Origin of the sequence: Flavobacterium sp. ZT3R18 (genome assembly GCF_007097385.1) — a bacterium.
Taxonomy (GTDB): domain Bacteria; phylum Bacteroidota; class Bacteroidia; order Flavobacteriales; family Flavobacteriaceae; genus Flavobacterium.
In genome coordinates, this window is sequence record NZ_VJZS01000005.1 from 1 (window position 1) to 24,466 (window position 24,466).

19 protein-coding genes and 1 rRNA gene are annotated in these 24,466 nt (G+C 34.5%); 6 read left to right on the forward strand and 14 right to left on the reverse strand.

Annotation, left to right across the window (positions count from 1 at the left end; all coding sequences use genetic code 11):
* Positions 1-284: ribosomal RNA gene (locus FNW52_RS07170) — 16S ribosomal RNA — on the reverse strand; the annotation flags it as partial.
* Between the two features lie 1,077 nt (positions 285-1,361).
* Here FNW52_RS07170 and thrS point away from each other — a divergent pair.
* From thrS to rplT, 4 genes are all read left to right on the forward strand, one after another.
* Entirely contained in the window at positions 1,362-3,308 is a 1,947-nt protein-coding gene (gene thrS / locus FNW52_RS07175; protein WP_143376785.1) for a threonine--tRNA ligase, read from the forward strand.
* Between the two features lie 16 nt (positions 3,309-3,324).
* Complete coding sequence (gene infC, locus FNW52_RS07180; protein ID WP_370511568.1) at positions 3,325-3,882, forward strand: translation initiation factor IF-3; 558 nt, start codon at positions 3,325-3,327, stop codon at positions 3,880-3,882.
* A gap of 103 nt (positions 3,883-3,985) precedes the next feature.
* On the forward strand, positions 3,986-4,183 hold the full coding sequence (rpmI, locus tag FNW52_RS07185) for a 50S ribosomal protein L35 (protein ID WP_022827375.1): 198 nt from the start codon (positions 3,986-3,988) through the stop codon (positions 4,181-4,183).
* A 173-nt stretch (positions 4,184-4,356) separates the two neighbouring features.
* A complete protein-coding gene (rplT, locus tag FNW52_RS07190; protein ID WP_035633036.1) occupies positions 4,357-4,701 on the forward strand; it encodes a 50S ribosomal protein L20 in 345 nt (114 codons plus the stop codon).
* 110 nt (positions 4,702-4,811) lie between these two features.
* Here rplT and FNW52_RS07195 read toward each other — a convergent pair whose 3' ends face one another.
* From FNW52_RS07195 to FNW52_RS07235, 9 genes are all read right to left on the reverse strand, one after another.
* Complete coding sequence (locus FNW52_RS07195) at positions 4,812-5,849, reverse strand: hypothetical protein (RefSeq protein ID WP_143376787.1); 1,038 nt, start codon at positions 5,847-5,849, stop codon at positions 4,812-4,814.
* A 50-nt stretch (positions 5,850-5,899) separates the two neighbouring features.
* Positions 5,900-7,432: a sulfatase-like hydrolase/transferase gene (locus FNW52_RS07200; protein WP_143376788.1), complete on the reverse strand. Its 1,533-nt coding sequence runs from the start codon at positions 7,430-7,432 to the stop codon at positions 5,900-5,902.
* Positions 7,433-8,194: 762 nt separating this feature from the next.
* The gene (locus FNW52_RS07205) at positions 8,195-9,388 is read right to left on the reverse strand and encodes a porin (protein WP_143376789.1); all 1,194 of its coding nucleotides are present in this window, start codon (positions 9,386-9,388) and stop codon (positions 8,195-8,197) included.
* An 18-nt stretch (positions 9,389-9,406) separates the two neighbouring features.
* Positions 9,407-10,747, reverse strand: coding sequence for an anaerobic C4-dicarboxylate transporter family protein (locus tag FNW52_RS07210; RefSeq protein WP_143376790.1), 1,341 nt, complete (start codon positions 10,745-10,747; stop codon positions 9,407-9,409).
* 87 nt (positions 10,748-10,834) lie between these two features.
* The gene (locus FNW52_RS07215; RefSeq protein WP_143376791.1) at positions 10,835-11,893 is read right to left on the reverse strand and encodes a type II asparaginase; all 1,059 of its coding nucleotides are present in this window, start codon (positions 11,891-11,893) and stop codon (positions 10,835-10,837) included.
* Positions 11,894-11,949: 56 nt separating this feature from the next.
* Positions 11,950-13,359, reverse strand: coding sequence for an aspartate ammonia-lyase (aspA, locus tag FNW52_RS07220; RefSeq protein WP_143376792.1), 1,410 nt, complete (start codon positions 13,357-13,359; stop codon positions 11,950-11,952).
* 150 nt (positions 13,360-13,509) lie between these two features.
* Positions 13,510-15,189: an aspartate-alanine antiporter gene (aspT, locus tag FNW52_RS07225; RefSeq protein WP_143376793.1), complete on the reverse strand. Its 1,680-nt coding sequence runs from the start codon at positions 15,187-15,189 to the stop codon at positions 13,510-13,512.
* A 325-nt stretch (positions 15,190-15,514) separates the two neighbouring features.
* Positions 15,515-17,131 (reverse strand): NAD-dependent malic enzyme, encoded by a 1,617-nt coding sequence (locus tag FNW52_RS07230; RefSeq protein ID WP_143376794.1) that lies wholly within the window; start codon positions 17,129-17,131, stop codon positions 15,515-15,517.
* A gap of 481 nt (positions 17,132-17,612) precedes the next feature.
* Entirely contained in the window at positions 17,613-18,383 is a 771-nt protein-coding gene (locus tag FNW52_RS07235; protein ID WP_185965933.1) for a DUF2490 domain-containing protein, read from the reverse strand.
* 171 nt (positions 18,384-18,554) lie between these two features.
* Between FNW52_RS07235 and FNW52_RS07240 the strand changes: the two genes are divergently transcribed.
* The gene (locus FNW52_RS07240; protein WP_143376796.1) at positions 18,555-19,361 is read left to right on the forward strand and encodes an endonuclease/exonuclease/phosphatase family protein; all 807 of its coding nucleotides are present in this window, start codon (positions 18,555-18,557) and stop codon (positions 19,359-19,361) included.
* A gap of 32 nt (positions 19,362-19,393) precedes the next feature.
* Here the strand turns inward: FNW52_RS07240 and FNW52_RS07245 are convergent, their stop codons facing one another.
* The 4 genes from FNW52_RS07245 to FNW52_RS07260 form a co-directional block, all read right to left on the reverse strand.
* A complete protein-coding gene (locus FNW52_RS07245) occupies positions 19,394-20,305 on the reverse strand; it encodes a glutaminase (protein WP_143376981.1) in 912 nt (303 codons plus the stop codon).
* A gap of 32 nt (positions 20,306-20,337) precedes the next feature.
* Positions 20,338-21,600 (reverse strand): asparagine synthetase B, encoded by a 1,263-nt coding sequence (locus tag FNW52_RS07250; protein ID WP_143376797.1) that lies wholly within the window; start codon positions 21,598-21,600, stop codon positions 20,338-20,340.
* 101 nt (positions 21,601-21,701) lie between these two features.
* On the reverse strand, positions 21,702-22,367 hold the full coding sequence (locus tag FNW52_RS07255; RefSeq protein ID WP_143376798.1) for a response regulator transcription factor: 666 nt from the start codon (positions 22,365-22,367) through the stop codon (positions 21,702-21,704).
* Between the two features lie 77 nt (positions 22,368-22,444).
* The gene (locus FNW52_RS07260; protein WP_143376799.1) at positions 22,445-23,116 is read right to left on the reverse strand and encodes a sensor histidine kinase; all 672 of its coding nucleotides are present in this window, start codon (positions 23,114-23,116) and stop codon (positions 22,445-22,447) included.
* A gap of 586 nt (positions 23,117-23,702) precedes the next feature.
* Between FNW52_RS07260 and FNW52_RS07265 the strand changes: the two genes are divergently transcribed.
* Positions 23,703-24,278 carry a phage tail protein gene (locus FNW52_RS07265; RefSeq protein ID WP_143376800.1) on the forward strand — a complete coding sequence of 192 codons (576 nt, stop codon included), beginning with the start codon at positions 23,703-23,705 and terminating at the stop codon, positions 24,276-24,278.
* Positions 24,279-24,466 lie beyond the last annotated feature (188 nt).

Below are 24,466 nucleotides of genomic sequence, written 5' to 3' on the forward strand. Positions count from 1 at the left end.
CCCTACCCATCGTAGCCTTGGTAAGCCGTTACCTTACCAACTAGCTAATGGGACGCATGCTCATCTTTTACCGTTGTAACTTTAATATTGTGTTGATGCCAACTCAATATACTATGAGGTATTAATCCAAATTTCTCTGGGCTATCCCTCTGTAAAAGGTAGATTGCATACGCGTTACGCACCCGTGCGCCGGTCTCTAAATCCGAAGACTTATACCCCTCGACTTGCATGTGTTAAGCCTGCCGCTAGCGTTCATCCTGAGCCAGGATCAAACTCTTCATCGTATATTATGCGAACTAAATAAATTTAATTCTTTTTGTATTTGACTGAAGGTCTAGTGGTTTTTTCTAATCTCTCGATTCTATTACTCTTATTCTTTTGTCTCGTCTTTTGGACGAGACGGCTGTCAATTCAATATGTCTAGGAACGTGTTTTCGACAAGCTCAAACACCTTTCGGATAATTTCTTTTTGTCTTTTATTTTTCGTCTCGTTTAACTCACATTGTGCGTTTCTCGAAGCGGGTGCAAAACTACAACTTCTATTTCTAACTGGCAAGAACTTTTTGAAGTTTTTTTTTGAAAATTTAATTTCGTTTTCTTCTCGTTTTCTTAGCAGTCTATCAAGGAACGTTGCGCGTTTAGCGGGGTGCAAAAGTAACTTTCATTTTCGAATCTCACAAGCTTTTTGAAATCTTTTTTGAAAATAAATTTCCAGTATTAATTCGTTTGGCTTGTCAATCTGTTAATGAACGTATGCGTTGTTGCGGGTGCAAAAGTAGTGGGTTTATTCGCGTAAACAATACTTTTCACAACCTTTTTTTAAGCTTTTCGTAAAGTTGTTTTTAAGCGGCTGGTTTGTTGGAGGTTACAAATGGTACTTTTAAGAGTTTACGATTGTTTTGTAGCCGTTTTTGACAATTCGATCCGTTTTGCTTGGGTTTGAGGATTGGACTAGGCTTACCGGAGTCTGGATGGGACGCGGATTTTGCGGATTCACTAAAGCAAAAACACGGATGGGCGCGGATTTTTACTCAAAATTGCTTCCCCTATATATAAGGTGTAGCTTTTTCATACTCTCCTATATATAGTACATCTTTTTTACAGTCAACTTTCTTATAAGAACTCATGCCCTAGCCCTGATAGAAGCGGTATCCTTTTTTTGAGGCGATTTTTCTTCGCCTCAAAAAAAGATACAAGCGAATAGCAGGAAATAGCTCCTAATCATTTAAATTCGGCTTTACATTCCAGTACACATTTAGCACCCAAATCGGTTTTTACACCTATATATAAAACAAACCTTATATATCTATTGTGTGTGTTTTGCTAATACTTTATATTTGCACTCTTAAATATATAAAACAATGATTAAGATTACTTTGCCCGACGGGTCAGTTAAAGAGTTTTCTCCCGCAGTAACTCCTATGGATGTTGCAAAAAGCATCAGTGAAGGATTTGCCAGAAATGTGATTTCGGCTTCTTTTGACGGTACAACTATTGAAACAACAACACCATTGACGACGGACGGCAGCCTTACATTGTACACCTGGAATGATGCTGATGGCAAGAAAGCTTTCTGGCACTCGACTTCGCACGTTATGGCGCAAGTACTTGAGGAAATATATCCCGGAATACAATTAACTCTTGGGCCTGCGATTTCGAACGGCTTCTATTATGATGTAGATTTTGGAGACCAAAAGATTTCGGACGCTGATTTTAAGAAAATTGAAGACCGAGTTCTTGAAATTTCAAGAGGAAAACACGAATTTAAATTACGTCCTGTTTCTAAAGCAGAGGCATTGGAAATATACAAAGACAATGTTTACAAAACAGAACTGATAACCAATCTTGAAGACGGAACTATCACTTTTTGTGATCATTCTACCTTTACTGACTTATGCCGTGGAGGTCATATTCCGAATACAGGAATCATCAAAGCAATGAAAGTGATGAGTGTTGCCGGAGCTTATTGGAGAGGTGATGAAAAAAATAAACAGTTAACTCGCGTTTACGGAACATCTTTCCCGAAACAAAAAGACTTAACTGAATACCTAGAATTACTTGAAGAAGCGAAACGTCGTGACCATAGAAAACTAGGAAAAGAACTGGAATTGTTTGCTTTTTCACAAAAAGTTGGTGCTGGTTTACCATTATGGTTACCAAAAGGAGCTGCTTTGAGAGATCGATTGGAGCAATTTTTGAAAAAAGCACAGAAAAAAGCAGGTTACGAGCAAGTTGTTACCCCACATATTGGACAGAAAGAATTGTATGTAACTTCTGGGCATTATGCCAAATACGGAGCGGATAGTTTTCAACCGATCAATACTCCCGCTGAAGGAGAAGAGTTTTTATTGAAACCGATGAACTGCCCTCATCACTGTGAAATCTACAATGTAAGACCTTGGTCGTACAAAGATTTACCGAAGCGTTATGCTGAATTCGGAACCGTTTACAGATACGAACAAAGTGGTGAATTACACGGTTTGACTCGTGTACGTGGGTTTACTCAGGATGATGCACATATTTTTTGTACTCCGGAGCAATTGGACGAAGAGTTTAAAAAAGTAATTGACTTGGTACTTTATGTATTTGGTTCATTAGGTTTTGAAAACTTTACCGCTCAAATTTCATTAAGAGACAAAGAAAACAGAGATAAATACATCGGTTCTGACGAGAATTGGGAAAAAGCCGAAAATGCGATTATCAATGCCGCTGCCGACAAAGGACTAAGTACTGTTGTAGAATACGGCGAGGCTGCTTTCTACGGTCCAAAACTGGATTTCATGGTAAAGGATGCTTTAGGCAGACAATGGCAATTAGGAACAATACAGGTAGATTACAACTTACCAGAGCGTTTTGAATTGACTTACAAAGGATCTGATAATGAATTACATAGGCCTGTGATGATTCACAGAGCTCCATTTGGATCTATGGAACGATTTATTGCCATTTTATTAGAACACACAGCAGGAAATTTCCCACTTTGGTTAATGCCTGAGCAGGCAATTATACTGTCTTTGAGCGAGAAATATGAAATATATGCGAAAAAAGTTTTAAATCTGCTAGAAAATCACGAAATTCGCGCCCTAATTGACAACAGAAGTGAGACAATAGGGAAGAAAATTAGAGATGCAGAAATGCAGAAAATCCCGTTCATGCTGATTGTAGGTGAGGAAGAAGAGAAAAACGGAACCATTTCTATTCGTCGTCATGGTCAAGAAGGAAAAGGCAATATCAGCGTTACAATAGAGGAATTTGCTTCGATTGTTGACGAGGAAATCAAAAAAACATTAAAAGTATTTACAGTTTAACTTAAATTATAAAGTCATAGCAATAAGAAGCAACAGAGGTTATCAACCTCGCGTAGAAAAAAAGGATGCACACAGAATAAATAATTTTATTCGTGGTGTACAAGAAGTAAGACTTGTGGGTGAAAACATTGAGCCTGGAGTTTTTAAACTTGCAGAAGCTTTAAGATTAGCTGACCAATTTGAATTGGATTTAGTTGAGATTTCGCCAAACGCAGAGCCGCCAGTTTGTAAAATCATGGATTACAAGAAATTTGTTTACGAACAAAAGAAACGTGATAAAGTCCTGAAAGCAAAATCTACTCAGGTAGTGGTGAAAGAGATACGTTTTGGTCCTCAAACTGATGAGCATGATTACGAATTTAAGAGAAAGAATGCTGAAAAATTCTTGAAAGAAGGAGCTAAATTAAAAGCTTTTGTATTCTTTAAAGGACGTTCGATTATCTACAAAGATCAAGGGCAAATCTTGTTATTAAGATTGGCTACTGACTTAGAAGAGTATGGTAAAGTTGAAGCTATGCCTGTTCTTGAAGGAAAGAGAATGATTATGTTTATTGCTCCTAAGAAAAAGAAGTAAGAAGTTGGTAGTCGCAGTTTTCAGTTTTCAGACTGTAAACTGAGGATCGAGACTGAAAACTAAAAAATAAGTAAGTAAGAATAAATTAAAACACTAGGAAAAAATGCCTAAAATGAAAACCAAATCTAGCGCCAAGAAACGTTTTAAAGTTACTGGTTCTGGAAAGATTAAAAGAAAGCATGCTTTTAAAAGTCACATCTTGACTAAAAAATCTAAAAAACGTAAATTAGCTTTGACTCACTCAGCGTTAGTTCACAAAACAGATATGAAAAGCATCAAACAACAATTAAGAATTATCTAAATTAGTAACTAGTAATTAGCCATTAGTAATTAGCTTCAAGCTAATCACCAATCACTATTTTCTAATCACTAAAAAATTCTTTAGGTTAAAACAAATTTAATAACCTTGGAGTATGGCTTTTAAGTTCCTTTGATTTAATTCAGGACGCCTGCTACAAAAAAAACAATACAATTATGCCAAGATCGGTAAATTCAGTTGCAAAAAGAGCAAGAAGAAAAAAAATAATGAAGCAAGCCAAAGGTTTCTTTGGTAGACGTAAAAACGTTTGGACAGTTGCTAAGAATGCGGTAGAGAAAGCAATGTGCTACGCTTACCGTGATAGAAAAGTGAATAAAAGAAATTTCCGTGCATTATGGATTCAACGTATCAACGCTGGAGCTAGATTGGAAGGAATGTCTTATTCTCAATTCATGGGTAAAGTAAAAGCTAACGGAATCGAATTGAACCGTAAAGTTCTTGCAGATTTAGCGATGAATCACCCAGAAGCTTTCAAAGCAGTACTTAATAAAGTAAAATAAACGTTTTATAAACTCAATTTATAATTACTTACTTATAAAAAAACCCAATCTCACGATTGGGTTTTTTGTTTCTAATAATTGAACGTTCAAAAGCTGTAGTTCTAAATAAGCTATTTATCAATAACTACCTTTGCAGTAAATGAAGAAATTACCGTGGTATCAGAGTCACTTTTAGTTCCATAAATTCCTAATACATTATTTCTGTACACTGTGTTCGCACTTGTAATACCTGAGTTAGGAAAATCAACATCAGTCCAATTTGCTTCCCCGAATGATCCGTCAGAATTTCGATTTACAGAGACAAACGAAGCACCACTACCCTCTCCACTTACGGCTAACCAATCAGCTGGCATATTATACCCTTTATCTTGCGAAACTGTAATTCCTTCAAAATGGGTAATTATAGACAAAATTGTTTCATTGTTATAACTAAACGATTTTAAATTACTTATACTTTTTGTTTTAGCATCATAATCCACGAGGAATGCTTGGCTCAATTTACCAAGTTTAAGACTGGAATAGCCTCCTGCTAATGTATAGCTATTGCCTCCATTATGCCAGATCCCATACAATGTGTTGGTTATTGAATCTGGCAATATAAATTCAGTGTATTCTTTAGTGGCAACATCATATATAAAAGCGTAACCGTTTTTATCATTCTCCACATCATAGTTACCAACGGCCAATCCTCCCATTATGCTATGAACAAAAACGTTATTTGTATTCCCTCCATTAGGAGATACCTGTATCCAAGTTCCAGAACCATCTATAGGCCCTTCATAATAAAACCCTAGGTTCCCACTTGGCGCTTTACCAGTAGCTGTTGTTGTTTTATACGAGCCAACTAATTGTATGGCTCCATTCGGCCCGTTATTTGGCCCATAACATGAAGTATTGGTAACTATTTCAGATCCTATGCTCGGAAAATTAACGACATGCCATTCCCCATCTTTACCGTTACCCTTAAGTGGTCCCTTATAAATTAATCCCTGCATAACATTATTTTGGCCTAACAAGCTACCTGAAATATATACATTTTCCGACTCTGAAACACCTCTTATTCCTTGAATGGTTGTTTGTCCAGTGGCAGGATTATTGAAATCCTGATAATTTACGGTATTAACTTCTTGATCTATATTTTGTGACATAATGTATTGTTTTTTAACGTTAATGATTTTCAAATTTCTCTTTGAATATTCTAGTTAAATTTCACGGTACTAAAAACATCTGAAGGAGCATTTACCCATAGTTTTTCTACTTCAAGTTCATGTAATTGTCGTTCTAAGTCCCTTCTAATTTCACTGTATGCTGGATCATAAGCAAGATTGGTAACTTCTAATGGATCGTTTACCAAATCATACAGTTCGTACTGTTTAAAATAAGCAGTTGATGCATCAAAATAATAATCGAATTTCCACTTTTCAGTTCTGATGCAACGAATACGGTTAGCAGCTCTTACGATTGTCCAATTGCTATTCGAACCCGCCTTAATGTCGTCATACGTAAACAATATGCTATCCTGAACAGACGTACCATCCTCCATTATAGGTAGTAAACTAGTACCGGCAAGTCCTGTAGGTGGATTTGATACATTTGCTATATCAATGAATGTTGGCATAATATCTGCCAGTGTGGCTAATGCCATAGATTGCTTTATACCGTGGTCTTTAAATAAAATAGGATTCGAAATTACTAGCGGTACTCTTAATGCTTCTTCGTACGCCACGAAAGTTTTCTGACGCAATCCACCATGAGCAAGTCCCATTTCACCGTGATCTGATGTAAAAGTAACAATTGCAGAATCCGCTAATTTTTCTCCATTCTCATCTTCTTTGTATAATTCTTTAATCAAATAGCCAATTTCCTTGTCAACATGGCTTAATAAATAACCATAGAAATTAATGTAATTCAGTTTTTCTTCTGGAGTAGCTATAGCGCCTAAACCTAGAGCCATGTTAATTAGAATTTGTTCTTGAGCCATGGGCTTTTTGCTTTCAAGCAAATTTTCATTTACTGTAGCAGGAAGTCCAATTTCTCTACCCGACCAACTATCCGGATGGTATCCTGAAGTACCTGCAGTGTTTGGATAAGCTAGAACATCATGTGGATTAACAAGCGAAAGAATAAGACAGTAAGGTTTATGATCTCCTTTAGCTCTTTTTGCCTTTACTTCTTTCAAGTATTGTATTGCTTCAGCAGTATACCTTGCATCATGGTTCGCATATCCTCCCCCAAAATTTAGTGGATTAACATCTTCCCCAGCATCTGGAGCTATCCAACCCATTGCACCAAATAAAGAAATATCTGCCGCAGTTAGATCTCCGTAATTGGTCTTAGTCCCATTGGGAGCAACTCCTTTACTCATGTGCCATTTACCTCTGTATTGTACATCATATCCATCTGCCCAAAGCGTATTCATTATATTCGGCACAGTATTAGCTAGTGTTGGTTCTTGAGGTGATAAAAGCCCTCCTTCTGTTAAAGTTTGGCTAACCCCATGTTTAGCAGGATATACCCCTGTAAATAAAGTTGAGCGACTTGGAGAACACATACAAGTGTTACAAAAAGCCCTATCAAAACTGAATCCATTCTTTTTAAGGAACGTAAGAGTAGGAAGGTTTTTTTCTTCCCATCCAGGCGGAAAATGTTGTGTGGCGCGTTGCTCATCTGTAATAATAAGAATCATGTCTGGCTGTTCGCCAACTTGCTTTAATTTTTGTTTAAAATTCATTGTTGATTGTTTTAAAATTATTAAATAAAAAGTCCATTTATGTATATCTTACTGTTTGTTTATATCATTTATGGTTTTTAACTAATCTAAAAAATCAGTTGCTTTTAAAATATTTTTAAGAAGTTAAACACGTATCCTCTGATAACTCCATGTGTTTTTCCTCTCCGAATAAAGAGTATATCAATATGGGATCGTTATCAAAATTACAATTAGATGTTTCACTACTCTTTCAGATGTTGTAATGGTGCTTTCGAAGGCGAAAAGAATAGTTTAAAAACTAAATGTAGGGAGTAAATATCTGTGTGTTCCTGCAAAACTAATGTGGGTACAATCGTTGCCCCATGGATTTTATACTATCAATATTTTTTGACAACCCCTAATTGTTATTTATCAGCATCAATTAAACAAGAATAAAGAAATAACAATTAAACCACCCCACATAACGTATAAATACCTGTTTTTCAGACAAAAAGATATAATTTACAAGCAAAATTAAATTCTCTTCAACTTCGAAACATATTTATATCTTAAGAAAACGATGTGAAAAAGAATTTTAATTAAGGAATGTCTTTCCTTAATTAACACGTAAAGTAAAAACTACAAGATCAATATCGAACGCAGGTTTAACAACCAATCACTCAGAAGCTTTCAAAGAAGTAGTTAATAAAGGAAGTAATGTTTTACAAACTCAATTTAGAATTACTTACGTATAAAAAAACCCAATCTTTCGATTGGGTTTTTTGCTTTATTAAACTTGGCAAACTATAAAACCAACAATGGCGCAATGAATCCAAAGCCTAAAAGACCAGTGGTATAATCTTTAACACCAAAAGCATTTTCAGCATATCGAGTATAATCATACTTTCTAGCCGTATAAGCTACATAAAATTTTATGTTGAAATCCTTGAAAGGCATATACTGAACCGTTGGGATAAGTCCATAACTCATCGATAGTTTTGAGTTACCATTTGGATCTGGATTATCTTTCCAAGAATGATTGCTATTCATTACCGTTAAAAGCAAATTGATTTTAGGGGCTACCAAATATTCTGCTCGCACCCAGTTTTCAACATAAAGAGCGTTTTGTGCTGCATATTGATATTGACTGCTAATAATACCCGAAACTATACCTTTGCGATCAAGCCCTTCGTCACTATATTGAAAATCATAATACAACACGAAATTTTTAGATTTAAACTTATTCCCTAATGCAAAATAATTCATGTGAGCACCTTTGGCTTCATTAAAAAAACTGTAGCTATAGGTAGTTTCAAATTTACCATCAAAAAAACTACCTCTCCAGTTAGCCACCATTGCCAAAGGGTATTCTGAAGGGTTAATGTTTGGTGGTGCAGAAGTTCCATATTGTTCTTCATACGTTTTTGTTCTTGAATTTAATACTTGAAAAGAAAATGAATTTTTTCCATCATTCAAAGTGTGTGATATTCCGGCACCTACTAAGAAATTATCCGCATTCTCAATCACATCATTATACGTTAAGATATCAATTGGATTAAAATCAAACTCAAATCCTCCCCAATCAGCACATAGTTTTCCAAAAGAAAAATTGGTTTTGGGAGACAAATCAATTCTTATAAAAGCTAAATCGATTGATCGACTAATGTTATCAAGATTCCCTGGGATAGGTTCTCTAGTGTATCTATTACGGAATCTAAAATACACTTTATCATGAATTTTTCCTTTCATTTCAAATCGAAGTTGGTTTACATTAAAGTCCGAAATGGTATGACTACCATCTACAAAATTACTATTATAAGCCATTCGCGAATTAAAAATCACATCAACATCCCTTAACAAAGATTGTTTTGAAATCGGTATTAAAGATTTTAAGGAGTCCTGGATAACAAAACCTCCTTCGTTTGTTTGTTTTTCTACTTGACCAAACGTTATAATTGGTAAAAAACCAATCATTAAATAAACAAAATATTTTTTCATAATCATCTAATTTTAAATTTATAATAAAAACGATCCTAACAAGAATCCAACAGCAATTGCTACACTAATGGCAACAAGGCCTGGGACCAAAAAACTATGGTTAATTACAAACTTCCCTATTTTGGTACTACCAGTTCTGTCAAAGTTAATTGCTGCTAAAAGTGTTGGGTAGCCCGGCAATACAAAATCACTGTTTACCGCAGGAAATATGGCTATAAGTGCAGGATTAGCTACTCCTAAAACCAAACCGAGCGGCATCATTGTTTTTGTCGTGGCTGCTTGACTAAACATCAAAATACCCATAATAAAAACAGCTATAGCAAAAGTCCAAGGATAAGCAGTAACAATACCTCCTAAAGTTTCTTGTATTACAGCATTATTGGCATGCATAAAGGTAGAGCTCATCCAAACCACTCCAAATACAGACACCACCGCAGACGCCATCGAGGTAAATAAACTGGCTTTAGTAACCTCCGTGGTACTTGTTTTGGTAATTAACATCATAGCAGCAGAAGCCGTAAGTGTGATTACACTAATTATCGTAACCATAGACAAAGAACCATTGGCAGCAACAGCAAGTGTTTTGTCACCTGGTTCAAAACTGGGTACTAAATTTGGGAAAGCTCCCGCAATTACAATCAAAACAATCGCAACTGTAAATATTAAAACAGCCGTTTTGGCTCCCGGTTTTAATGGTTTTTCTTCCCCTTCTATATCCGATTGCATACTTAATGCAAATTCAGGGTCTTTCATTTTTTCAATAAAAATAGGATCATCATTCAATTCGACTCCTTTTTTGAAAACAGCAAAACAACCAATTAATATACCGATAATACAGGCCGGAATACAAATCATCATAATATCTACCAATGCTCCTGGATAACCCAATATTACAACCATAGCTGCGGTTGCAGCACTCATAGGGCTTCCTGTTAAAGCTAAATGAGATGCAATAACCGAAATACTTAACGGTCGTTCTGGACGAATTCGCTTCTTTGCGGATACCTCCGAAATAATTGGTAATAAGGAATAGACAATATGGGCAGTTCCTGCAAATAAACATAAAAAGTAAACCGTAAAAGGGGCTATAAATGTAATATTTGAAGGATTGCTTCTAATAATTTTTTCAGCTAAGCTCACGAGATAGTCTAATCCCCCAGATGCTTGCAAGGTTGCGGCGGTTGTTACAATGGCCATAATAATCAACATGACATCAAGAGGAGGGTCTGTTGGTTTCATTTTGAATATAAAAATAAATATAAACAAACCAACCATTCCCATAACTCCTAGTCCAATTCCTTTCATTTGTGATCCGATGAGAATCATTGCAATGAGAACAGTAAATTCAAGCCAAATCATATACAGATTTTTTTAAGGTTACTACCATTTAGTTTAAAATTAAAAAAGGGAATCTTTGCATTTATCAAGATTCCCTTTTTTAAACAATTAATATTCAAAGAAATTTTGTTGAATTTTGACCCTATCTAATGTTTCTGTTAAGGATAACATTAATAACACTCTCGCTTTTTGTGGGTTTAAATCATCTGATACTACAAAACCAAGTTCGGCATCTTTTACTTCATTTTCCAGAGTAATTCTACCAGAACCAGCTCTCATTGAACGGCATACCAAAATTCCTTTTTTAGAGGCTTCGAGCAATGCTTTTCCAACCGGCTCACCAAAATTACCATTTCCCATTCCTGCATAAACAATTCCTTTTACACGTGAATTTGTTATACAAGTTACAGACACTGGACTCGCATCGGCATATCCATAAACTATTTCTACTTGAGGTAATACTGTCAGTTTAGTAACATCAAACTTTTTAGAAGGATTTCTTAAAGATTGATAGTAGTAATTTACTTTCCCATCATAAATTAAACCAATGGGACCGAAATTACGAGATTGAAACGTTTCCAAATTTGTAGTACTGGTTTTAGTCACATCTCTGGCGTCATAAATCTTTTCATCCATAGCAACAATTACACCTTTTCCTTGACTTTTAGGACTCGCGGCCACCATTACGGCATCTAATAAATTTCTATTTCCATCCTGACTCATCGCAGTAGATGGTCTCATTGCGCCTACTAAAACTACTGGTTTATCAGACATTACTGTTAAATCCAAGAAATAAGCAGTTTCTTCCTGAGTATCAGTACCGTGAGTAACCACAATCGCATCAGCTAAATTTTCTTTGAATATTTGATTGATTCTATTGGATAACTTCAACCATGTAACAACATTCATGTCTTGACTACCAATTTGAGCTATTTGCTCCCCTGTTATTTTTCCATAATCATGAATTTGAGGTACTGCATTTAACAAATCATCGATAGGTACTTTTCCAGCTGTATATGCCGCTTTTGTTGCTGATGCGCCTGCCCCAGCTATAGTTCCACCAGTTGCCAAAATAATTATTCTTGGCGCTATTTTTACTGGTTGATTTTGTGCCTGTATTTGTAATACAAAAACAGACATCATTACTAGTATAACAATTCTTTTCATCTTTTTTTTATTTGGTTAATATGTTTATAGGACTCGTTTAAATCCTAAACAAATATTTAAGAGGTAATAAATTTAGGATTGATTAAATTTTCAATCGAATAAATTTCATCCCATTTTATTTGAGTAATTAATTTGCGTTCTACAACTGCAATTTGGTGCACACTTTTACCCGTTTTTAAGGCCTCTCCTGCTATACTAGCACTTTCTTCATATCCTAGAATTGGGTTTAGCTGGGTTACAATACCAATGCTGTTCATTACCATATTGTAACAGTGTTGTTCATTTGCAGTAATGCCATTGATACACTTATCTATTAATGTTTCTATTGCATTCGACAAATAGTCTAAAGAAGTAAACATTGCAAAAGCAATTACGGGTTCCATTACATTCAATTGTAACTGACCTGCTTCTGCTGCCATAGTTACTGTTAAATCCTGGCCTATAACATAAAAACACGTTTGATTTACAACTTCTGGAATAACAGGGTTTACTTTTCCAGGCATGATCGAAGAACCTGGCTGACGTGCTGGCAAATTAATTTCATTAAAACCTGTTCTTGGCCCTGAACTTAATAATCTTAAATCATTACAAATTTTAGAAACTTTAACCGCAGTTCGTTTTAATGTCCCCATTATTTGAACATAGGCACCTGTATCTACCGTTGCTTCAATTAAATCTGGCGATAATGTTAAAGGAATACCAACCTCTTGTGCCAAATATTTTACACAAATTTCTGGGTATCCTTCTGGCGCATTTACCTTGGTTCCAATTGCAGTGGCTCCCATATTTATTTCTAAAACTAAACTTTGGGCATCTTTTATTCTTCTAATGTCTTCCCCAATAGTGGTCGCATAAGCATGAAACTCTTGTCCTAAAGTCATAGGAACGGCATCTTGTAATTGGGTTCGCCCCATTTTTAAAACCCTATTAAATTCTTTTCCTTTGGCAGAAAAAGCAATTTCTAGATTTTCTAATGTTTTAATGAAATGATTCATCTTTAAATACAGCGCTATTCTAAAAGCTGATGGATAAGCATCATTGGTAGATTGAGAACAGTTAACATGATTGTTAGGATGCAGAAAGTTATACTCCCCTTTTTTATGTCCTAAATATTCTAAACCAATATTTGCAATTACTTCATTGGCATTCATATTAACAGATGTTCCAGCTCCTCCTTGTATTAAATCGCTAACAAATTCTTTATCAAATTTACCTGCAATAAGCTGATCACTTCCATAACAAATCGCTTCGGCAATTTTTGCATCTAGCGCGCCACAGTCTTTGTTTGCCATCGCTGCGGCTTTTTTTACATATCCCAAAGCCTTTATAAATAAGGGCTCTTTTGAAATTGGAATCCCTGTAATATTAAAATTCTCTACCGCTCTAAAAGTTTGTATTCCATAATACAAATGATCTGGAATATTTAATTCTCCTAAAAAATCGTGTTCTTTTCTTGTATTTTCCATGGTATTTATTTGATGTTTGTTTTTATTGTAGTAACCTATTTCAATTAAAATTCCTCATACAAATTTTATGCTATTTTTCAAAAATAATAATGACAATTATCATTGGATTATAACTTATATTTATATATTTTTTAATAAAACATATTTCCCCTAACTCATCATAGACACTATAACTGGTCCCCAAGCTGTTAGAAGTATATTCCCTAAAGCATAGGGAATTGTGTATCCCAAAACAGGGAATTTACTAGCCGATGCGTCTTGAATTGCTTTCAGTCCTATGGTTGATGTTCCTGCACCTGTTTGAGCTCCCAATAAAATTATTGGATTCATTTTAAGAACATATTTCCCAAAATACAATCCAATAATATGCGGCACTATTGCAACGACTAAACCTGCCAAAATAATACTAAAGCCCATTTCTTTAAGACCTGATATAAAAGTTGGACCAGCTGCAAGTCCTACTAGTCCAATGAATGTGGCCAATCCCACGTTATCAAAAATCCACAAAGCAGCTTCCGGAATACTTCCGAATACAGGTGTTCTTGAATGCAACCAACCAAAAATCAATCCCATCACCAATGCACCGCCACTGGTTGTTAAGGTAATTGATATTCCGAAAACAGTAACCGAAAGTAGTCCGAAAAGTCCTCCCAAAAAAATACCTAAACCTATAAACACAATATCCGTAGCAGAACTAAGTCGATCTAAATACCCACTTTCCTTGGCCGCTTTTTCTATTAAAACCATTTTACCCGTAACTTTCAAAACATCACCTCTTAGCAAAACAGTATTTAAATTAAAAGGAATTTCTTGGTATTCTCTAGTAATCTTATCCAACATCAAACCATTCCCAAATCGTTTACGTAAATGGCGTATTGTTTTTCCAGCTATGTCTTTATTTGTGATTGTGATGTCCATGTGAGCCAATGGAAATTTCAGCAATTCTTCGTCTAGAACTTCGGGCCCTATATGTGAGAGACTATTCAAAATAATTCCATGTTGAGCCATAATTACCAAAACATCGTCTTTGTCAATAATTGTTTTGGGTGAAGGTTCTATTAATTCTTGATTATGTCTCATTCGCTGTATGACTAATCTCAGATCCTTATTCTTTTTTTCAAATTCTGAAATAGTCAGACCAACCCATTTCTCATTCGTTATTTGGTAAGCTCGTATAATCCATCTTTGGTAAGCTGATTGTATCCCCGGTTCATGCTCTGTTTCGCCTGTTAATGTCTCGCTCAATTTCTCACTTTCTTCTATTAAATTTATTCCCAATAATTTTGGGGCGATTGTAGTTAAAAAGAAAACAAAGGAAGTTGCGCCTATGAGATACGTTACAGAATAGGCAACAGGCATGTGGTTTATTAATCGGGCTTTTTCGATTTCAGAGATAGGAAGTTTATTAATTGTTTCTGAAGCGGTACCAATAAGTGTAGATTCTGAAAAAGCACCCGCCAAAAGTCCTGCAGCAGTTCCAGTGTCATAACCAAAGAGCCTAGAAACCCCGAAAGCTATTAACAAACAAGAAACACAAATAACTACCGTTAACATTAATTGAGGGAATGCATTTTTCTTGAGACCTTGAAAAAATTGAGGTCCAACTTTATAACCTGTAGCAAAAAGAAAAAAATCAAAGAAAATGACTTTTACTATAGAAGGAACTTGAATATCTAATTGACCTATTAAAACTCCTGCAAACAAGGTTCCCAAGACAACCCCAATTTTAAACGTACCAATTTTTATATGTCCTAATGCAAAGCCAAATGCAAGTGTTAAAAAAACAGCTAATTCCGGATGTTCTTGTAAAATCTTTGTAAAACTTGTCATAGTAATTGGAATTAAATTTATAAATAATAAATTGAATCAAACAACCATTTTTTCAATATTTTAAAAATTGAGAATTCTAAATTAGCATTAAATTTAACACTAAATATTTTAAAAAATCAGGGAAAAAAATTTTTTTTCTCTATTTTACATTTAACACGCAGAACGGTATCGACTATATCATACTGAAAATCAACAACTAAACAAGTTAAGAAATATACCTATTTTACTTTTGGGTTAATCCCTGTTATTTATAGCAACACTTTATATTCGAACACGACAACACCGTTTTAATTAAACCAGTTTAAATTATAACAACCCTTTTTCATTACTTATACTCCGGAATGTACATTTTACTTTTGATGAAATCACTGATGTTTTCTGGTTTTTCTACACCTGCTAATCCGCTGTTAAAAATATTCTCTGTTACCGTAATAGCAACTGCAATAGAGACTTTTAAAATATCATTCACATTTGGATAGATTAATCCGTTTTCAAAATCCTCTTGAGTTACTTGCTCTGCCACTGCCTCCGCCGCAGTCAACAACATATCATCAGTAACTCTTTTGGCTTCTGTTGCAAAAATAGCCAAACCTAAAGCTGGAAAAATAAAGACATTATTCCCCTGCCCTGGAGTAAATGTTTTTCCTTGGTATTGCACTGGAGCAAATGGACTACCGCTGGCAAAAATCGCCTTTCCTTTACTCCAAGTATATGCTTGCTCTGCCGTACATTCGGAATGTGATGTTGGATTGGAATAGGGGAAAATAATAGGTCTCTCATTGACGGCACTCATATTCTCGATAACCTGTTGATTGAATGCACCGCCCACGGTACTTACTCCTACTATTGCGGTGGGCTTAATTTTTAGTATAACTTCTGCAAAATTATCAGAGGGTTCACTATCGTGAGCAAATGTCAATTGATGATCAGCTAGGTCTTTTCGGCTATTCACCAATAATCCATTTACATCAAACATCCAAATTTGACTTAAGGCTTCTTCCTTGGTCAAACCGTCTCTTTGAAATTTTTCGACCAACATATCGGCTATGCCGAAAGCTGCTGCTCCAGCTCCTAAAAACAAAAAACGTTGGTCTATAAATGATTTTTTCGTCAAACGACTTATCGAGATAAAACCCGCAGTAGCAATGGCCGCAGTTCCTTGAATGTCATCATTAAAAGTGCATACTTTATTTCTGTACGTATTCAAAATACGGATAGCATCTACTCCAGGAAAATCTTCCCATTGGATGCATATTTTTGGAAAAACTTCATTCATTGCAACTACAAAAGCTTCAACGAAATCATCAAATTCTTTGCCTCGAATTCTTTTGCATTTTAAACCCGGATAAAGCGGATCATTCAAAAACTCTTCGTTATTGGTCCCTACATCCAAAATAATGGGTAATGTATATTCTGGAGGAACTCCTCCGCAACTAGTATATAAAATTAATTTCCCTATAGGTATTCCTAAACCAAAAATCCCTAAGTCGCCTAATCCTAATATACGTCCGCCATCTGTCACAACGGTAAATCGAACGTCTTTTTCTGGCCAGTTTTTAATAATTTCTTTAATATTATCTTTTTGAGTAATCGAAATATACAAACCTCTTGGCCTTCGTGAGACTTGCCCAAATTTCTGGCAGGCTTCACCAACTGTAGGTGTATAAACCAACGGCAAAAATTTAGCGGGTTCACTGGCAATCGTTTTAAAAAACAACGTTTCATTGTTTTCTAACAACTGCATAAGGTATATGTATTTGTTTATGGGCTTTGTAAAATTCTCTAACTGTTCTGTAATTCTAAAAATCTGAGTTTCTATAGTTTCAACCGCATTGGGTAGCATTCCTAATAATCCATATTTTTCTCTTTCTTCGTAAGTAAAAGCTGTTCCTTTATTGAGACGTGGATTACGTAAAATCGAATAACCGGTATTATCCTCCATTAAATATGCTTTTTTAATTAGTCCTTATTTATGATTTGTCTGAAACTTTTATTTCATCCCTATAATTACTACTCTTAATACTAAAAAAATATTCTAAAGAAAAACCACATTCCAAAAAATAAAATTACTATTCTTCTTTATGTTTAAGTTATAAATTTACTAAAGTACCCAAATCTAAACAATTAAACCATATTTATAAAATAATCTTCTTACAATTTAGCTACAGAAAAATAAGACTGTACACCTTATTTCTTTTTAATGGAATATGACTATCCGTGACTAGTACCATTTCACAGAATAAATTAGTTGTTGCATGTTTTCACAAACTTTATCCTTTCTGTTCTTTGCGTCTCTGCGACTTTACGAGCCCAATTTCACGCAAAGTCGCAGAGACGCAAAATTTATTTTTCAATATTTAGACTCTTGGTATGGGTTACGGACAGTCATATAATGGAATACAAAAATTACTCAAAAATAAAAATTACTCATCTCCAGAATGATGTTCTGGAGCTTTAGGTGTATTGTGTTTTATAGCCGAATTTAGATAAAAAAATAAGCGTATGGTATGATTCATATCGTATTGATAGCCGGAATATTTTTGTTGATAGACATTCATATACCCAAAATCGTAACTCAATTTGGGATTGATATTTTGCCTTATTCCAATAAAAATACGGTTTTGGTCGAATGTATTATAGACTACTTCCCTACCAAAATGAATTAACAACTCATCGGCTAAAACTAAAGAAGGTAATTTTTTGTTATTGAATACTGGGATGGTAAAACTGGCTAAATAACGCACTCTATTTGTAAATCGCCATTCTCCGGTAGGTTCGTCGTTGGCCATTTTTTCTTGCCATCGTTGTTCATTTCGCAATCGTTGAAGAACACTAACTTTTCCAACTTTGGTAACTAACTGGGCTTGCTGGTATATTCTATTTTCATCTGCGTAGGTTGACCATCCTTCTTTGCTTGACGCCAACCACATGTGGGCATAACCTCCCGTTAATGTCACAGACGTATTGGGCATATAAGAAAGTCCGCTTCTTAGAAAATAAAAATTATTGCTTTCAAAAACTCCATTTTCACGAATATGGGCGTCAGCAACTATCCCCCAATGGCCACTAAACTTTGTTACCGTATTCAAAGAAACCCAAGTTTGCACTTGTTGATTTACCTCTTTTACTTGCGGTGCTTGCCCAAATACTAAAAAGGGAAATAATAAAACTAGAATTGTAGATATGTTTTTCAAAATAGTAGCCGGATAAATATGTATTAAAATTAATTAAAAAAAAGATTAAAAACTTTATCTTGTAAAATTACTTTTCAATTTGCTTAATGAATATGATAATTATCACATCACTTAAATAATCGTAAATATTCTAAATGGAATACATTTGCAAACTAAACCAAATTCTAAGTAATGAAAATCCATTTTATAGTCGTATTCCTTTTATTTACATCCTCAATTGCATTTTCCCAAACCAAACTGCTATCTTGGAATATAGCGAATTTTGGCAAATCCAAATCCGATCAAGAAATTGCTTTTATAGCCAATACGATAAAAGATTATGACATTGTCACCATTCAAGAAGTAGTCGCAGGAAATGGTGGGGCACAAGCTGTAGCACGATTGGCAGATGAACTCAATCGAAAAGGGACGAAATGGGATTATCGAATAAGTGATCCAACATCTAGCAGCGCCTATAAAACGGAACGTTACGCCTTTATTTGGAAAACGAGTACCTTAAAACTAAAAGGCAAACCCTGGTTGGAGCAAAAATATCATTTGGAAATAGAACGTGAACCGTATTTTGCCACTTTTGAAATTAAAGGAAAAAGTATTACTGTTGCCTCATTTCATGCCATCACCAAAAACAAACAACCCGAAACAGAAATAAAACATTTCAAATTATTACCCCAAGAATATCCCAATCTGAATTTACTTTTTGCGGGTGATTTTAATTGTCCCCAATCGCATTCCGTTTTTAATCCTTTAAAGAAAATGGGCTATGCTCCTATTTTAGAAAATCAAAAAACATCTCTAAAATTAAACCGTAAAGGAGATAATTGCTTGGCATCTGAATTTGACAATATGTTTTATAAAACCAATTCCATAAACTACATTAAATCAGACGTAATTTTGTTTTATGAAAAGTTCGTTTCCTTAAAAGAAGCTCGAAAAGTATCCGATCACATTCCTATTTGGTTTGAGTTCTCTTTGAATTGATTATGCTATAAAAAACAGACGACTTCTTGTCTCTAAAAAATAGACATTCCGGTTTTGGTTGTCAATAATTCTAAAGCATTCATTCCCAACTCCGAGTTTCCTTTTTCATTAAGTCTCGGACTCCATGTTGCAACCACAAAATTCTTAGGGTATAAAGCAGCGATACCTCCGCCAATTCCGCTTTTTCCTGGTAAGCCTACTTTGTAGGTAAACTCCCCAGATTCGTCATAAAATCCACAGGTTTGCATTAAAGCATTCAATCTTTTTACTTGGCTTTTGGTCAAAACTTGTTTGCCAGATTTGGTAATCCCCTCATTAGCAAAAAAGAAAAATGAATGGGCTAGTTCTTCGCATGTCATTTCTATGGAACACTGATGAAAATAAAAGTCTAAAACCGTTTCTACATCATTTTCTATATTACCAAACGACTTCAAAAAATTAGCTAAAGCAGCATTTCTAAAACGCGTTTCTTTTTCGGATTGTGCCACTTTTAAATTAAAATCGATTGTTGGGCTTCCCGAAATCATTCTTATAAAATCTAAAAGATCCTCTTTTGGGTTATTCAAGTGTGTAACCAACATATCCGCAATCACAATGGCTCCTGCATTAATAAAAGGATTACGTGGAATTCCTTTTTCGTATTCTAATTGCACTAATGAATTAAAAGCATTTCCTGAAGGTTCAACTCCTACTCTTTCCCAAATTTTTTCGTCCAAAAATGAAAAAGCTAAAGCAACAGTTAGAGCCTTTGAAACACTTTGAATAGAAAATTTTTCGTTGCTATCACCAATTCCAAAATCCTCTCCTCCAATAGTTATCAAGTGGATACCAAATTTATCGGGGTCAACTTTAGTCAATTCCGGTATTGAAGTAGAAACATTTCCAATAGTTGGTAGTATTTTTACTTCTTGAAATACTTCTTGTAAAATTGTGTTGTAGTTAATCGTTTCCAAGCAAATGTGTGTTTATAAAAAAATTAAGTCTTCTGTTTTTTCTTTCTCGCCGCCGGAAACAATACATTATTCAAGATTAATCGATAGCCTGGAGAATTGGCATGCAAGTCCAAAACCGTTGGAGGATCTCCCACTTGATGCTGAAAATCTTCCGGATCATGGCCTCCATAAAAAGTAAACATACCTTTTCCTTTTTCGCCATGTATGTACCGTGATTCACCATTAAGCTCGCAAGTTCCCATTACCAAAACATTCGACTTTACCAATTCCGAATCAAATGCCGTAGTTTGCCCCATAAATCCTTTGATTAATTGCGTATGATTTTGGCACAGCATACTGGGAATAAAATCCCATTTGGCCGAAAATTCCATTAAAGTAAAATAATCTTTCTCCATGGGAATCTTTCTTTTTGATGTCATATCAATATCCGAAAACTCATATTGTTCTGGTCTTCGTTCTAAAGTAAAGTTTTTGAAAGCAAAAGTACTTCCATAATTTAGTTTCGATTGGTAATTGGCTTCGCTTGGATCCCCGTCAAACATAGGTTCGCATATATCAACTCCATCTGCTGCCAAAGCGATATCAAAACTATCCGTGGCTGAACACATGGCAAATAAAAAACCTCCTCCTATTACAAAATCTCGTATTTTTTTGGCAACAGCCCCTTTCTCTTGAGACACTTTTTCATATCCTAATTTTTTGGCCAAAGCCTCAGCATCTCTTTTTTGATCTATGTACCAAGGCACATTTTTGTAAGCCGAATAAAACTTACCATATTGTCCTGTATAATCTTCGTGATGCAAATGCAACCAATCATAAAGCAGCAATTGATCACTCAAAACTTCCTCATCATATATAGGAGTAAACGGAATTTCGGCATACGTTAAAACTAAAGTTACGGCATCATCCCACGGTTGCTTTCCTTTTGGAGTATAAACTGCAATTTTTGGAGCTTTTTCTAGAATTACGGTCTCCATATTTTGCGAAGGGCTAGAAATTTCGTTCAGTATAGCGGTTTGCTCAGCATCCGAAATCACTTCAAAACTCACGCCTCGTATTTGGCATTCTTTTCTAATTTCTTCGGCATCGGGCAATAAAAAAGAACCTCCACGGTAATTAAGTAACCAACTGGCTTTGTAGTTTTTGGCTAGACACCAATAGGTAATTCCATACGCTTTTAGATGATTTTGTTGTGTAGTTTCATCCATTGGCAACAAAACAAAAGATGCTTTGGATGAAATCGATAAAAGAAAAATAAATATAAAAAGCAGTCTTTTGCGTGTCATTTTAAAACTATTTTAAAGTAAAGATAAGGGGAAGCGAACTGAAATATTCCTTTTTTACCTTTTATAATCATGCAAAGTAAAACTTTTTAATATACTTCTAATTAAATATCTAGAAAAACTATTGCATTTTGAATGGCATAAACCACCAATCCTGCAATGTTTTTAGACTCCGTTTTTATCAATAAATTATTTCTATGCCCCTCAACCGTTCTGGGGCTTATAAATAATTTTTCGCCAATTTCTATGGTGCTTTTTTGTTTGCAAATGAGTTGCAACACTTCTAGTTCTCGAGAAGTAATAAAACTGGAATCAAAACTACACTTCGATTTCTTATTTGCACCAATGTCATTCTGAATAATACTCATAACATGATCTGAATAATAAAAACCTTTTCTAGCTACTTCCTTGATGGTTGATACTAATTCTTGAGGTGTCGCTTTCTTTATCAAATAAGAAACAGCCCCCACATCAATCATATTAGCAATAAATGATCTTGAATCATAGCTAGTTAAAGCAATAATCTTTATTTCCGAAAATTCTTTATTGATAATCTTGGTAGCTTCTATTCCGTTTATCAATGGCATTTTTAAATCCATTATAATAATATCAGGCAACTGATTGCTGTTCTTTAAAAAAGAAATAAGCTCTTTCCCGTTTGAAGCCTCAAAAATGATTTTAATATTCTTTTCTCGTCCTAATAAAAACGAAATCCCTTTCCTAAATAAGACTTCATCATCGACCAAAATTATTTTTATAGTTTCATTCATTTTGAAGATATTTATTGTTTTTTATTTGCGATATAGAATTTGATGCTTTTCAATTGTGATTTGGAATCGCGGTCAGTTTAAAAATTAAAAATCACAGAAACTCCGTTATTCAATTCCGACTCAATCTTGATATTTCCTTGTAGTATGACTATCCTGCTTGCAATATTCTTCATCCCAAAACCACTATGATTTTCTATTTGATTCAAATCAAAACCAATTCCATTGTCTGAATAAATACAAGTTCTTTTTCCATTTATTTTATCAAAAAGAACAGAAATAGCAGTCGCTTTTCCATGCTGTATCGAATTAGCTAACAACTCCTGCAAAATTCTAAAAATATGTATATGAGATTCGTTTTCTTCAAAATTAAATTTTAGTTTGTTTTCATATTCAATAGTGACCGATTCATTGTTGCTAAAATCGGAACACAACTCTTCTATTCCTGCATGAAGTCCAAATTTATCCAATACTGGAGGAAGCAAACTATGCGCCATTTTTTTAGAACTATTCAATGCTTTCGAGGTGTAATCAATGATGTTTTTCATGATTTCTTCCCTTTCTGTTGCAGACAAATTAGGAATCTTTAGAAGATGGCAATTCAGCGAAATAACATTCAATTTTGAACTTATATCGTCATGCAATTCATGCGCAATCCGTTTCCTGTCGGATTCTAACGTACGCATTACCGAAAATAACATACTGTTTTTAAATACAATATCTAAATTATTAAGTTCAAATTTCTTTTCCATAATTCTTACATTATAAAGTATGAGTAACTATCCCTTATCTATTTTATAAAATTATTTTAATTGCTTAACAAAAGAAATACAAATCACGTAGTAATTATCTCCCTTTTCGTCTAAAAACAAGCATTTTATCGCTTTTAAATGAATTACACAGTCAAATGTAAATAACAATTAGTCATTTTCCTAATAAAAATAAATTTTATTATACAATAAGTAAGATAATTATTTTGCTCTTTTTTAAATTATATTCATAAATCTTATTAAATTAGCGACTTAGAATCTCAACTATTTTATTCAATAGTTACGCTTGTTTTTTCAAACCTTAATTTTTCCCTTTCATGACATAAAAAAAGGGCTTGATGCCATTTCTATATATATGTAAAATACAGTTTCTTAGTTTTACAAACAGAGATAATTCTCTGTAATCAAACGCTCATTGGGACACAGTTATAGATTACTATCCTCAATTCTATTTTCAACAGTAAAATTTGGAATTAGAAATCATATAAAAACAGGTATTTATACGTGTTTTAATATAAAATAATACAACCGATTCAAACTTTAAAAAAAACTTTTAAAAAAAAACTTTATGGAACAACTTATTGGACAAATTCAAGCTTTTGGATTTAACTTCACCCCAAGGGGTTGGGCATTTTGCAACGGCCAATTACTCTCTATTTCACAAAATACGGCATTATACTCTTTATTAGGAATCACTTTTGGTGGTGATGGTATTACCAATTTTGGGTTGCCCGACCTAAGAGGCAGAACTATTGTACACCCTGGACAAGGAACTGGACTTACTAATCCTGTACTATGGGGAGAAAAAGGGGGGGCACAAACAGTAGTGCTTACTCAAACTAACATGCCAATACACAATCACGGCTTGGCAGGAACAGCTTTCGTAAATACGGTAATCAATGTGGGCCATAATGGTGCTTCAAACACAACCGAAAATGGAGAAAACAGTTTGGGTGCTGGTTCTGGATTTCCAAATATGTATAGCGAAGCCCCTTTGTCTGCCGATAAGTTTTCGGGTATTAGCTCAACTATTAGCGGTTCTACTTCGCTAGTAGGAGGTAGTGCGCCCGTATCCCTCTTAAATCCATATTTAGGAATCTATACTAGTATTGCATTGTATGGTATTTTTCCTTCTAGGGACTAATACTACTTTTTTGAAAAACCCACATTTATTTATTTTTTGAAGTATTTAAATGAAGGGGTTTTCTATTTGTGATAGCAGGGCAAACGCTTTTAAAAATTTTTAGCCACGAATTTCACGAATGAACACAAATCTAAAAAGAATAAAAATTAAATAACACGAATTTCTCTGTGTTTTTGAATAAATTAGTG